Here is a 13,957-nt window from a genome sequence, read left to right on the forward strand (position 1 = left end):
ACTGTCATTTAATTTTTTGAGTTATTTAAAATTTGTAAAATTGGTTTATAACTTTTTCTATGAACATTTTCAATAACACCATATTTTTTGACAGCTTGAAGATGAGACTGCGTACAATATCCTTTATGTTTATCAAATCCATACATTGGATATTTTAAAGATAATTCATTTAAAATTTTATCTCTAGTAACTTTAGCTAAGATACTAGCACAACTAATACTAAAACTTTTATCATCACCTTTGATAATACAAATTGACTTGTAATCTTTCAAATCAATGTTTTTATTACCATCAATTAAAGCTAATTCAGGTTTGATTTTTATTTTTTGAATAGTTTGTTTGATTGCTTGTAAACTTGCTTGTAAAGGATTGAGTTGATCAACTTGTTTTGCTGAAACTATTCTGATCTGATAAGCTAAACAATTATTAATAATTTCATCAAATAGTTGTTCTCTTAATTTGCTAGACAATAATTTTGAATCTTTAATTTTACTATTAAAATAATCATCTTTTAAAATGACACTAGCAGCAACCAAAGGTCCGGCTATGCATCCTCTTCCAGATTCGTCACTACCAGAAATTAACTTAACATTATATTTTTGTTTAATAGTATTATCAAATTCTTTTCTACTTATCATAAGGCACTAATGTCTTCTACATCTTCTTCTTTTTTCTCTTTAATTGCTTTATTAATTTCTTCAGGAACTACTTCTAAGACTCTTTCAAAAGAAATTTTACCAATTTTTCCCAAAGCTAGATCATTTAAAAATAATGAAAATGCACGTTGCATGTCTAATATCTCTTGAGTTATATACCAGCGTTTTTCACGGGCAATTTTTTCAAAGATTTTATATGTATAAATTGTTTCAATTGGACGTTGTAAGTTAGTAGATATTTTATAATATTTTTCAACATAACCTTCATAATGATTAAATACATATCTCATTAATCTCGCAGCCACTCGTTCTTTTGGAAAAACAGTATCTTTAATAGAATTAATTGCACATATGTTTGTAGCAGTAGTTTCTGATTCTAATTTAGAAGGCAAAACACCAGGAGTATCTAAAAGATTGATAAATTGGTTTAAATGAATGACTTGAATTCCTCTAGTTATTCCTGGTTTATTACCAACTTTAACATTCTTTCCTTTAATAACTCTATTAATAAAAGTAGATTTACCAACATTAGGAATACCAATAACTAAAGCATTAATTAAAGAGTTTTTTAAACCATTTTTAAGATCTCTTTGCCTTTTTGCAATTGTAGCTTGATTAATTGCGTTTATCAACTCATTAACAACATCATGTTTTTTGCTATTTAGAACTATCACTTTAACCTTATCTTTATTTGAATAATATTTAACTCATTCATCAGTAATTTTTGGATCAGCAAGGTCTGCTTTAGAAAAGACATAAATTATTGGTTTATTTTTTGAAAGTTTTTTAAAGGTGATATTTTGTGATGAGTACGGTGCTCTAGCATCAATCACTTCAACAATCACATCAACTACTTCAATTTTATTTTCAATTTCTTTTAATGTTTTATTCATATGACCAGGAAATCAATTGAACTCAGCACTCATAATCTCACATCTTTCTAATCTCTAATATAAATTATATTTGATTTTAATAATGATAGTATAGATATAAAAAATCACAATCAGTCTAACTAATTGTGATCAGATTAATTCTTTATTTTTTAGTTTTAGTAGGCATAATTTCTTTAATTCTTGCAGCTTTACCTGAAAGATTTCTAATATAGTAAATTCTAGCTCTTCTAACTCTACCACGTTTAACTAAAGTTACTGAATCAATAATTGGTGAGTGTAGTGGAAAAGTTCTTTCAACAAATACACCATTTGACATTTTTCTAACAACAACTGAATAAGTGATTCCTGATCCTTGTGTTTTAATTACTAATCCTTCAAATGATTGGATACGGAATTTGTCTCCTTCTTTAATTTTCACATCAACTCTGATAGTGTCTCCTGATGTAAAATCTGGTAAGTCATTACGCAATTGATTGTTAACAATATCATATTTTGATTTCATAGTTTTTGTAGCTTTTGAACTCATATTATTGCTCTCCTTTCATTTTTTTATACATTTCTATTTGAACTTTATTTAATTTGGTTTCATCAATTAGATCTGGTCGTTTTTTAAAAGTATTTATTAGTTGTTGTTCATCTCTTCATTTTTGAATATTAGCATGATGACCACTTAATAAAATGTCTGGAACGGTTTTTCCTCTAAAATTATAAGGTTTTGTATAAACTGGATAATCTAACAAATTATTTTCAAAACTTTCAATTTGATGTGATTGACTTGCAATTACATCAGGCAATATTCTAGAAATTGAATCTATTAAAATTAATGCAGCTAATTCTCCACCTGTTAAAACATAGTCACCAATTGAAATTTCAGAATCAATATAGTCTAAAATTCTTTCATCAAAACCTTCATAATGACCACAAACAATAACAATGTGCTGATAGCTGTTTGCGTAGTGTTTTGTAGTGTTTTGATTTCAAGTTTTTCCTTGAGGTGAAGTCAGTAAAACAACTGATTGATCAGTTCTACAACTTTCAATTGCTTTAACAATTGGATCAGGCATTAAAACCATTCCTTTGCCTCCACCATACTGATAATCATCAACTTGGTTATGATTAAGGTCTGTAAAATTTCTAATATCAAGAATTTCAATTTCTATTGCTTGTTTTTTAATTGCTTTTTTGAGAATTGATTCAGAAATATAAGTTTCAATCATTTGGGGAAATAAAGTAATGATTGTAAATTTCATTTATTTTAATCCTTCAATATTTCTAGCTTTAATAATCTCATTTTCTCAATCAATTAGCAAAATATAAAGATCAACAATTGGTACTCAAAAAAGTTTATCTTCTGCTTTTATTTTAACAAGTTCTTGAGATTTATTATTCATGTAGTCTACTACAGTTCCTATTGTTTTATCACTTTCGAATTTAAACCCAATCAAACTTTTAATTTTTGAAATATTATTTTTTCTATTAGAGCTATATACCCTAGCATTTTTGAGCTTTAAAGCCTGGTTAATATTATCTATATTAAAAAATTTACAAAGTATATAATTTTTATTTTGAACTAAGTTGATATTTTCTACTCTAAGCACTTGAAAAGTGTTTTGCTGTTTTGTAAACATCACATCAATCTTTTTAAGATCATCAATAATAACATCTGAATCTATAACAATTTTTACTAATCCTTTAATACCAAAAGTATTACTTATAGTACCAAACTCAATTAATTTGTGATTCACAAGTTACTCCTTAAAAGTGTTAGATTATTTATCTTCTTTAACTGCTTTTTTAGTGGTTGTAGTAGCCTTTTTAGTGATTGGTTTTTTAGCTGTTGTTGATTTAGTAGTTGTTGATTTAGTAGTTGGTTTTTTAGCTGCTGTTGATTTAGTAGTTGGTTTTTTAGCTGTTGGTTTAGCTTCTTTTACAGGTTTTTGAGCTTTAGGTTTTGAGTTTGCCTGTTTTGACTCATGTAAAGCTTTTAAAATTCCTTGTTGAGATAGCAATGTTCTAACTGTATCAGTTGGTTGAGCTCCATTTTGTAATCATTTTAAAGTTAAGTCTTTATCAATTTTAACTTCATTGTTTAATGGATTAAATGTACCAACTAATTCAATATACTTACCATTACGATTAACTCTTGAATCTGCTGCAACAATTCTATAGAATGGGGCTTGTTTTTTACCAATTCTTTTAAGTCTTAATTTAACCATTTGTTTCCTCCTATTAACATTTTTAAAACCTTAAATATCATAACATATAAATAAAAGGTGTCAAGTATTTTTACTTAACACCTAAAAAATTATTTGTGATACCTTTCATTATTAATAATTTTAAAAGATCTATAAATTTGTTCGACTAATACTATTCTAAATAATTGATGAGGAAATGTGATTTTTGCAAGTGATATTTTATTGTTAAAGCTTGCTTTAAATTCTTGACTAAACCCATCACTAGGACCAATTATAAAAAGTAATCTAGCTGATTTATAATTTTTATTATCTGAAATAAGATCAGCCAACTGTTTTGAAGAAATTAATTTAGAATCAACATCTAAAACTATTTTTTCATAGTCTTTGTAATTACTTATTCTTTCTAACAACATCTGAGAATTAATTGTTTTTCTTTTGTCTAATTCACCATTAAATTCTTCTTTTAATTCAATAATTTCTAGATCTGTAAACTTTTTAAGTTTCAATAGATAATAATCTAAAGTTTGAGTAAAAAAAATTCTATCTAGTTTTCCAAAACAAATGATTTTGATTTTCATAACTTAGAATTTTAATCCGTTTTTACTAAAATTTGGCATTCTTCCACTTTTTAACATTTTAGTCATTTCTAAAACTTGTTTTTTACCCTTTTCAAATGAATTGATTAATTCATTAAATTCTTTTTCGGTTCTACCTGAACCTTTAATAATTCTATTTTTACGGCTTAAAGCTTTTAAAACTCTTGGATCACGTCTCTCTTTTAAAGTCATTGAATCCATTAAAATAGAAAAAATAGCTAATTTTCTTTGTGCATCTTCAATTTGAGATTCACTTATTTTATTTGCTGGTAACATCTTCATAATTTTAGACAAGCTTCCCACTTTTGCTACTTGAGCTAATTGATTTTTTAAATCTTCTAAATCAAACTGACCCATAAACATACGTGTCATAGTTTTTTTGATTGAACGTTCATCTATATTTTCAACTGCTCTTTCAAAAAGTGTTTCGATATCTCCCATCCCCATTAAACGATCAGCAATTCTTTTTGGATGAAAAGCACTTAAAGCATTAATACTTTCACCTTCACCAATGAATTTAATAGGAAGTTTTGTCATATAACTAATAGATAAAGTTGCTCCACCTCTTGCGTCTCCGTCTAACTTAGTCACAATAACTCCATTTAACTTTAACTTGTTATTAAATTCGTTAGTAACATTAATGATCTCTTGACCAATCATTGCATCAACTACTAATAATGTTTCACTAGGAGAAGTTAGTTTACGTAAATTATTTAATTCATCCATTAAAACTGGATCAATTTGTAAACGTCCAGCAGTATCTAAAATAATCACATCAAAGTTATTATCTCGAGCGTACTCTAAGGCTTGTTTTGCAGTGATTAACGGATTTTGTTTTTGCTTTTCAAATACTTCAACATTTATTTTTTGTCCTAACTGAACTAGTTGTTCAATTGCTCCTGGTCTGTAAATATCTAGCCCAACCATCAAAACCTTTTTCTTTTCTTTTTTAGTTAGATGATAAGCTAATTTAGCCGCAGAAGTAGTTTTTCCACTTCCTTGCAATCCAACCATCATAATAACAGTAGGTTTTTTTGAAACATCCAAGGGAATGTTAATTTTTCCTAGAATTTCAGTTAATTCTTCATGAACAATCTTAACCATTTGTTGATGAGCATTAACTCCATCTTGAATATATCCACCAGCTGCTTTATCTTTGATTTTATTAACTATTTGTTTTACTGCTTCAACATTAACATCTGCTTCTAATAAAGCTAGTCTTATTTCTTTTAAGGTATCTTTAATATTTTCTTCGTTTAGTGTTGATTTTTTCATATTCTTTTCAATGCTTTTTTGCATTCTTTTTGATAAAAAATCACCAAATCCCATGTTTTTTTCTCCTTTTGTGTCTTGTTTAATTATATCAAAACTTGCAAATTGATATAGTCAGTTATTTTTTGCTATTACTTAGGTTTTATAACCTTGTTATTAATTTCAGACATTCAACTAATGTGAGCTCTAGCTATTTTTTTTGCTAAAGATTGTGCTTGATTTAAACTGATCTCTTCAGCTCTAATAGTTTGATCATTATTTAAAATAAAAGTTAAATTAGCTTGATCAGCTAAACTAGATAATCTAAGATCTTTTAGTTGTTCTAGTCCGTATTGTTGAATTATATTGTTATATAAATTGTGTTTTTTTACAAAAAAAATTCTTTGATTAGTTAGAGTTATTAATCAAGCTTGGTTTTCAATTCCTACAACTAATAGTTCAACAATTTCTTCATTGTCAAAAAAGAATTTCACTAAACTTTCAAACTCTTTTTTATCTATTAAATCTATATGATCAGATAAATTAGTCTTTAGATCATTTATTATTTGCTGTTTTGTTTTCATCTCTACCTCTTAAGATATTTTGATTATATAACTCTAATAAAAATCCAAGCAAGTGCTTGGATCTTAATTATTATTTTAAGACTTGAATTTCTTTTTTTTCTCTAATTACTGTGATTGTTATTTCACCTGGTACAACCACTTGTTTTTTAATTGCGTCAGTCATTTGTTGTAGCACTAGGCTCAATTCTAAATCTGACACAGCAACTGGATCAACAATTAGTCTAATTTGTCGTCCTGATTGTAAAGCATATGTTTTAGCAACACCCGGTATTTGATTGCCAATTTTTTCAATTTCATGCATTCTTAAAACAAATTCACCAATAGCATTATTTCTAGCTCCGGGTCGTGATGCTGATATAGTATCAGCAATTGCGACGATTGCTGAAATTTCATTGGTTTTTTCAACATCTTCATGATGAGATTCAATTGCATTTATGATAATTTCATCTTCACCATATTTTTTTGCTATTTCTGCACCTAAATTAACGTGACTTCCCTGGTTTTCAAAATCAAGTGCTTTTCCAATATCATGTAATAATCCTGCTCTAATAGCTTTGTTAGCATCTAATCCTAACTCAGAAGCAATCATTCCAGAGATTTTAGCAACTTCAATTGAATGAGCTAAAACATTTTGACCATAACTTGTTCTAAATCTTAGTTTTCCGATTAACTTAACTAATTCAAAATCTAAATCATTAATTTTTAATTCTTCAATGGTTTTGATTCCTGATTCATTAATAATTTCATCAACTTCAGCTTCTTGCTTTTTAAGTTCTTGTTCAATTTTTACTGGCTGAATTCTACCATCACTAATTAAATTTTCTAAAGCTCTTGTAGCAATTTCTCTTCTAATAGGATTAAAACTTGAAACAGTAATAACATTAGGAGTTTCATCAATCACAATATCAACTCCTCCAACTTGTTCAAATGTTTTCATATTACGACCATCTTTTCCGATAATACGACCTTTCATATCATCATTAGGAAGTTTAACTATATTTGAAGTTCTTTGATTAACAACATCAACTTTAAGTCTTTCCATAGCTGTAATCATAATTTGAGTAGCAATTGCTTTAGATTTAGCATGTGCTTCAATTTCAGCATTTTTTAAAATGGTTCCCAATTCAACTTGACATCTATCTTGCATTTTTTTAATCAAAATTTCTTTAGCTTGATCTTGACTGATTTTTGAAATATTCTCTAAACCAGTGATAATTTCATCTTCTTTAGCATCAAGTTGTACTCTTCTTTTATCTAAATCTAATAATCTTGCTTCAATTCTTTGAGCTTTTGCTTGGTTAGTTTTTTTAGCTTGTTCAACATCTAAAGCTTGTAGTTCTAATTTATCACGAATTTTTTCTAATTCTTTTTTTTCAATTTCAACTTCTTTATTAAAAAGATTTCTTGCATCATTAATTTCTTTATAACCATCTGCAACAATTTTTTTTCTTTCTAATTTAGCTTCTTTTTTACGATTTTCAACAAGTTGTTTTCGGCTTTTTGATTTTATTAAATATCAAATAATGCCTCATTGAGCTAGTTGAGCAACAATCATCGAACATGCAAAAATAATTAGATACAATTCTCATTTATCCATATTATTTCTTTTCCTTTCACTCAAGCAAATAGCATTTTAATTCTTTTTTTATTATATCACTTAGGTTTTGATAATAAGTTATAAGTTATCTCGCAAGAAATGTCAATAAATTAAAATATTATTTTCTAATTTTAATAGCAAATAAATTAAATAAAATAATATTAAAAAGACAAAAAAGGTGGGTTAGATGAGCCAAAAAACAATTTTTCATATTGACATGGACGCTTTTTTTGCAAGTTGTATGCAAGTTTTACGACCAGAATTAAAAAACAAGCCAATTGTTATTTCTAATGGTTTAGATAAATCAATTATTACTGCTGCTAGTTATCAGGCAAGAAAATATCATATCAAAGCTGGAATGGCGATCTTTGAAGCAAAAAAACTTTGTCCAAAAATTATTAGTATTAAACCTAATATGAACTATATTAGTTATCTTTCAAATCAGATTTGAGATTATCTTAAAACTAACATAACTGATAAAATTGAAATTGCTTCAATTGATGAAGCATATTTAGACGTCACTGACTTAGTCCTAAAAATTGATGCAGTGAAATTAGCTAGAAAAATTCAAACTGAAATTTTGCAAAAATTTAATTTGACTTGTTCAATTGGAATTAGTTTTAATAAGTTTGTAGCCAAAATGTCAACAGGATTGAATAAACCTTTTGGAGTTAGTTTAATTACTAAGAATAACTTTGAAATTATTCAAAATTTAGACATTAAAAAAATGTATGGTATCGGTTCATCAACTGTAAAATTATTAGAAAAAACAAATATTAAAACGATTAAAGATCTAGCAAATACTAGTGATGAAGATATTTATTACTTATTAAATAAAAAAGGTTTAACTTTAAAAAACGCTGCTAAAGGTTTATCTAGTGATTATGTTGATTATCTAACTGATCAGTATAAAAGTATTTCTAAAGAAATTACCTTATTAAATCCTAGTTATTCATATGATGAAATTGAAGAATTGATTCTAGTTTTATCAAAACAAGTTTCAAATAAATTAATTAATAATAATTTATCTGCAAAAACAATCGAAATTAAACTAAGATATAAATCTCCAAATTATTATGATTATCAAAACAAAAATCAGCAAACAAAACATAAACAGATCACTTTAAATAATTATGTTAATGATCAAAATGTGATTTTTAGTAGTGCACTGACTTGTTTTTATGAAATATATGACGAAACTAAACCAGTAACATTAGTTGGAATTGGAGTTAGTAAACTAATTAATAATAAACAAAACTGAATTCAACTCTCAACAGATAAAGATCAAATTATTGATAATCAACAAGTTGAACAATCACTAGTTATTGAAGATTTAATTTTTGATATTAATAAAAAGTTTAGTAAAAGCATTATCAAAAAAGCTAAGGATCTAAAAAAAACTAGCAGATAAGCTAGTCTTTCTCATCAAAAAGATCATCAAAATTTAATTGTTTAGAATTTTTCTTTTTTTCATCAACAGAATTAATTTTTTTTAAAACTGAACTAATGTCATCTAAATAAGAACTTAAATCGGTGCCTTTTAACGAATTAGTTCTTTGGATTGCTTTTTGTTTAGCATCTTTAGTAACAACAACTTTCGAACTTACTTTGTTATGATTAATTTGTCTTTCTTTTTCTAATTCCGATTTTGAAACATAAGTATAAGATTTGTCAGAATTTGCTTCTGCTGGATTATCAAATGCAATCGTTCTATTTAATTGTTTAATTGCAACATATTCAATATCTTTAATGTTTATTGGAGTTGTTGGTGTTTCAAGCTGTGTGGTTTTAATTGTACTTGCTTGAAGTTCAATTATCTGATCAGAACTATCTAAAATTTCAATAATTGAATCATTTGCTATAGCGTGACTAAAAATGATATTTTCTTTAGCACGTTTTTTTTCTAATATTATTCTAGTACCACGCTTAGGTCTAATATAAATCGGAAGTTGGGTTTGAGCAATTTTTTTCAGATGATTTTTATCTGTAAAACAAATAATCTCTTTATCCTGTTCTAAACTAATTGCTGAAACTATCTGGTCATCTTTTAAGTTGGCCGCTTTAACTCCTTTTGAATTAGTCATTTGGATTGGCACATCTTCAATGTTGTATCTTACCCCAAAACCTTTTTTAGTCACTATCGCGCAATATCTTGTCTTTGAAGCTACTAAACTTGCACTTACTAATTCATCATCACCACTTAGTTTCATAATTTTAAATGACCTATTAAAAATTTTAGTCTTTAAATCAACAATTGGTGTTCTTTTAATAAAACCATTTCTAGAAGCTAGCATAACATGCTGAGTAGCACTATCAAAATCTTTAACTACAAAAACATTAATAATAGTTTCGTTACTATCCATTGTAGCAACAGTATTAATGTGAACTCCCATATCTTTTCATTTACTCATAGTTACTTTATATAAGGGAATTGAATAGTAATTTGCCTTATTTGAAACTAGAATTAAATGTTCTAAATTTGAAACAACTCCAGAACTAATTCACATATCATTTGGTTTTTTACCAAAAGTTGAAAGCTCATTTTTAGCTAGAGCGTAATTATCAACAGCTTTTAAATATCCATCTTTTGAGACTCATAAATTAAATTCTTTTTCTACTAAAACTTCTTTTTGGTTAACTTCTAAATTTTCAACAATTTCACTAACTTGAGATTTTCTGTTGGTTGCAAATTCTTTTTTAACTTCTTTTAATCTATTAATAATTTCTTGATCTAAAACTTGACTGCTATTTAAAATGTCTTTTAAGTGTTTGATAGTATTATTTAATTCATCTTTTTCTAGTTTTAATTTTGCAACATCAGTTGAAGTTAAACGATATAGTCTCATATCAACAATAGCTGTAGCTTGGTTGGTAGTAAAGTCAAATTGCTCAACTAAATTTTGAATAGCTTGCATTCTATTTGTTGATTTTCTAATTAAACTAATAATTTGATCTAAAATAGATAAAGCCTTAATAAGACCATTAACGATTTCTAATCTATTATTAGCTTTGTTTAAATCGAATTCAGTTCTTTTTATAAAGACTTGTTTGTAATGAGCTATATAAGCTTTGATGATTTCGATAATTCCTAACTGTTTAGGTTGCTTATCAACTATTATGATGTTGTTATAGTTATAACTTACTGATAAACTAGTATTTTTAAACAGAAATTTTCTCACAGTTTCAAGATTAGCTTTTTCATCTAATTGAATCACTATTCTTAAACCTTTTCTGTCAGTTTCATCTCTAATTTCTTTAATACCTAGCCCAGAATTTGAATCAATAACTTCTCCGATTTTTCTAACTAGATCTTGTTTGACTACTTCATAAGGTATTTCATCAATGACAATATTATTATCTTCTTGGTGTCATTTGCTACTGATAATTACTTTTCCTTTTCCAGTTGTAAAAGCTTCATAAATACCTTCTTTACTTTGTACCACACCTCCAGTTGGAAAGTCCGGACCTTTAATTACTTCTAAAATAGTACTAATTTTGGCATTTTCATTTTTAATAATCTTAATAGTTGCATCAATAATTTCACCTAGATTATGTGGTGGCATATTAGTTGCATAACCTGCAGCAATACCAGTTGAACCATTGACTAAAATATTTGGAAAATAACCAGGTAAAACTGTTGGCTCAACTTCACTATCATCAAAATTAGGAGCCATTAAAACAGTTTTTTTATCTAAATCAGCTAATAATAAATTAGAAATTTTTGCTAGTCTTGCTTCAGTATAACGCATCGCAGCAGCACTATCACCATCAATTGAACCATTATTTCCTTGCATATCAACTAGGCAATGATTTAATTTTCAAGATTGACTCATTCTAACCATAGCATCATAAATAGATGAATCTCCGTGGGGGTGGTACTTACCAATTACTTCTCCAACAACTCTAGCTGATTTTTTATAAGATTTATCAAATGTTAAATTCAATTCGTTCATAGCAAATAAAATACGACGCTGAACAGGTTTTAAACCATCTCTTAAATCAGGCAAAGCACGTTCTTGAATAATATATTTTGCATATCTTCCAAAGCGGTCACCTAAAAGCTCTTCTAGTGGATATGCTATAACTCCTTTGTCAATTGCTTTCATCTTTTATCCTACATTTCTAATTGTTCAGTTTCGATTTTAATTTGCTCATCTTCTAAACTAAATTTAACATTTTCATTAATTCAATCTTTACGTTTTTCAACATCATCACCCATTAATGTTTTAAACATTCTTTCAGCTACCAATCCATCTTCTATAGCTACTTGAATAATCTTTCTTTTCTCAGGATTCATTGTAGTTTCTCACAACTGATCAGCATTCATTTCACCAAGTCCTTTATAACGTTGGATCTCATATTTTTTATTAGTTTTTTTACTAAAATTTTTTAATTCTTGTTCATCTCATAAATAAATGAAACTTTTATCAGTAAAAGTAATTTTGTATAAAGGCGGTAAGGCAATATAGATTTTTTTATTAATAATTAAGTCTTTCATATGTCTAAAAAAGAAAGTCAATAATAAAGTTTGGATGTGAGCTCCATCGGTATCAGCATCAGTCATAATAATAATTTTTCCATAATTAGCATCTTTAATATCAAAATCTTTACCAACTCCAGCTCCAATTGCGTTGATAATAGTTTGTATTTCTTCATTTTTTAATAAATCTACTAATTTTGCTTTTTCAGAGTTAATAACTTTACCTCTTAAAGGTAAGATTGCTTGAAACATACGATCTCTTCCAGATTTGGCGCTGCCACCTGCCGAATCTCCTTCAACAAGGTACAATTCATTAATTTCTTTTTTTCTTCCTTGAGCTGGAGTTAATTTTCCAAGCATCATTCTAGTCGAAGATTTTTTATCTTTAACGTTTTTGACTGCTTGACGAGCTTTTCTTGCTTCTTCTCTTGCTTTTTGATTAATTAAAGCATTTTCAATAATTTTAGTAGCTGGTAGTTTATTTTCGATTAACCAGTAATTCATAAATTCATATGTTGCAGTTTCAACAGCTTGTTTAGCATCTGGAGTTCCTAGTTTAGATTTAGTTTGTCCTTCATATTCAATTAAATTTTCAGGAACTTTAACTGTAACAATTGCAATTAATCCTTCTCTTAAATCATTAGGATCTAGTCTCATTTTATCTTTTAATAATTTTTGATTTTTTGCATATTCATTAATTGCTCTAACAAGTCCTGATTTAAAACCTGCAATATGAGTTCCTCCGTCAGGAGTTTTAACATTATTTGCAAATCCTAAAATGATTTCATTATCTTCTTCTGTGTATTGTAAACAAATTTCAGTTACTATGTTTTTAGTCTCAGAATTAATACTAATAATATCAGTAACTGCTTTTTTATCTTCAGCTAATTCTTTAACAAACTCTTCTAAACCATTTTCAAACTTGTATTCAACATGTCTTTGCTTAATTTTATCTATTAAAACAATTTGTAAACCTGAATTTAATAGTGCTGATTCTTTTAGTCTTTGACTGATAGTTGAGAAACTAAAATTAACAGTATTAAAAATCGTATTATCAGGTAAAAAGTTAATAGTTGTTCCAGTTTTATGAGTAGTTGCTGTTTCAGTTAAAGGTTTAGATAACTTTCCACCATTGATAAACTCAATCTCATGAACTTTTTTATCACGATAAATTGTTGCTTTAAACCTTTTAGATAACGCATTAGTAACACTAGCTCCAACTCCGTGAAGTCCACCGCTTGATTTATATGCTGTTGTGTCAAACTTACCTCCAGCATGCAAAATTGAAAATATTACTTCTGGAGTTGATTTACCAATTTTATGCATTCCTGTAGGAATACCTCGACCATTATCACTTACAGTAATTGAACCATCTTTTTCAAGTACTACTTCAATCTCATCACAATATCCTGCTAATGCTTCATCAATTGCATTATCAACAATTTCTCATACCAGATGATGCAATCCTCGACTGTCAGTTGATCCGATATACATTCCAGGGCGTTTTCTAACAGCTTCTAATCCTTGTAAAACCTGAATAGCTGACTCATCATATTTCTTATTTTCTGGCATTATAAAACCCCAATCTATAACAGCTTTACTTTATATTTATTATATTAAAGTTCTTATCTTTCTAGCTCTTAAAATCATTTTATTAATGACAATAAACAATTTATCACTTTTAGTTTTTAAAAAAATGTTTATT

The 13,957-nt window shown here is 27.4% G+C and carries 13 protein-coding genes; 1 reads left to right on the forward strand and 12 read right to left on the reverse strand.

The genetic code is table 4. The features are described from left to right. Positions 1–8: 8 nt before the first annotated feature. The 10 genes from MPUT_RS02025 to rny form a co-directional block, all read right to left on the reverse strand. Positions 9–638, reverse strand: a complete 630-nt coding sequence (locus MPUT_RS02025; RefSeq protein ID WP_014035140.1) for a ribonuclease HII — start codon at positions 636–638, stop codon at positions 9–11. Further along, a complete protein-coding gene (ylqF, locus tag MPUT_RS02030) occupies positions 632–1,582 on the reverse strand; it encodes a ribosome biogenesis GTPase YlqF (protein WP_014035141.1) in 951 nt (316 codons plus the stop codon). Before ylqF ends, MPUT_RS02025 begins: the two co-directional genes overlap by 7 nt. A gap of 109 nt (positions 1,583–1,691) precedes the next feature. Beyond that, complete coding sequence (gene rplS / locus MPUT_RS02035) at positions 1,692–2,075, reverse strand: 50S ribosomal protein L19 (RefSeq protein WP_014035142.1); 384 nt, start codon at positions 2,073–2,075, stop codon at positions 1,692–1,694. A 1-nt stretch (position 2,076) separates the two neighbouring features. After that, a complete protein-coding gene (gene trmD, locus MPUT_RS02040; RefSeq protein ID WP_014035143.1) occupies positions 2,077–2,799 on the reverse strand; it encodes a tRNA (guanosine(37)-N1)-methyltransferase TrmD in 723 nt (240 codons plus the stop codon). After that, positions 2,800–3,294: a ribosome maturation factor RimM gene (locus MPUT_RS02045; protein ID WP_014035144.1), complete on the reverse strand. Its 495-nt coding sequence runs from the start codon at positions 3,292–3,294 to the stop codon at positions 2,800–2,802. A 24-nt stretch (positions 3,295–3,318) separates the two neighbouring features. Continuing rightward, a complete protein-coding gene (gene rpsP / locus MPUT_RS03970) occupies positions 3,319–3,765 on the reverse strand; it encodes a 30S ribosomal protein S16 (RefSeq protein WP_014035145.1) in 447 nt (148 codons plus the stop codon). 89 nt (positions 3,766–3,854) lie between these two features. After that, positions 3,855–4,322, reverse strand: a complete 468-nt coding sequence (locus tag MPUT_RS02055) for a 23S rRNA (pseudouridine(1915)-N(3))-methyltransferase RlmH (protein ID WP_014035146.1) — start codon at positions 4,320–4,322, stop codon at positions 3,855–3,857. Between the two features lie 3 nt (positions 4,323–4,325). Continuing rightward, complete coding sequence (gene ffh / locus MPUT_RS02060) at positions 4,326–5,669, reverse strand: signal recognition particle protein (protein ID WP_014035147.1); 1,344 nt, start codon at positions 5,667–5,669, stop codon at positions 4,326–4,328. A gap of 74 nt (positions 5,670–5,743) precedes the next feature. Then, positions 5,744–6,175 (reverse strand): PH domain-containing protein, encoded by a 432-nt coding sequence (locus tag MPUT_RS02065; protein ID WP_014035148.1) that lies wholly within the window; start codon positions 6,173–6,175, stop codon positions 5,744–5,746. A 70-nt stretch (positions 6,176–6,245) separates the two neighbouring features. Further along, a complete protein-coding gene (gene rny / locus MPUT_RS02070; RefSeq protein ID WP_014035149.1) occupies positions 6,246–7,772 on the reverse strand; it encodes a ribonuclease Y in 1,527 nt (508 codons plus the stop codon). A gap of 187 nt (positions 7,773–7,959) precedes the next feature. On the opposite strand from rny, the gene MPUT_RS02075 reads away from it, so the two are divergent. Continuing rightward, positions 7,960–9,183 carry a Y-family DNA polymerase gene (locus MPUT_RS02075; protein WP_014035150.1) on the forward strand — a complete coding sequence of 408 codons (1,224 nt, stop codon included), beginning with the start codon at positions 7,960–7,962 and terminating at the stop codon, positions 9,181–9,183. Position 9,184: 1 nt separating this feature from the next. Here the strand turns inward: MPUT_RS02075 and parC are convergent, their stop codons facing one another. Together parC and parE are read right to left on the reverse strand one after the other, a co-directional pair. Beyond that, positions 9,185–11,878 carry a DNA topoisomerase IV subunit A gene (gene parC, locus MPUT_RS02080; RefSeq protein ID WP_014035151.1) on the reverse strand — a complete coding sequence of 898 codons (2,694 nt, stop codon included), beginning with the start codon at positions 11,876–11,878 and terminating at the stop codon, positions 9,185–9,187. Between the two features lie 8 nt (positions 11,879–11,886). After that, entirely contained in the window at positions 11,887–13,824 is a 1,938-nt protein-coding gene (gene parE / locus MPUT_RS02085) for a DNA topoisomerase IV subunit B (RefSeq protein ID WP_014035152.1), read from the reverse strand. Between the last annotated feature and the right edge of the window lie 133 nt (positions 13,825–13,957).

Origin of the sequence: Mycoplasma putrefaciens KS1 (assembly GCF_000224105.1) — a bacterium.
Taxonomy (GTDB): domain Bacteria; phylum Bacillota_I; class Bacilli_A; order Mycoplasmatales; family Mycoplasmataceae; genus Mycoplasma; species Mycoplasma putrefaciens.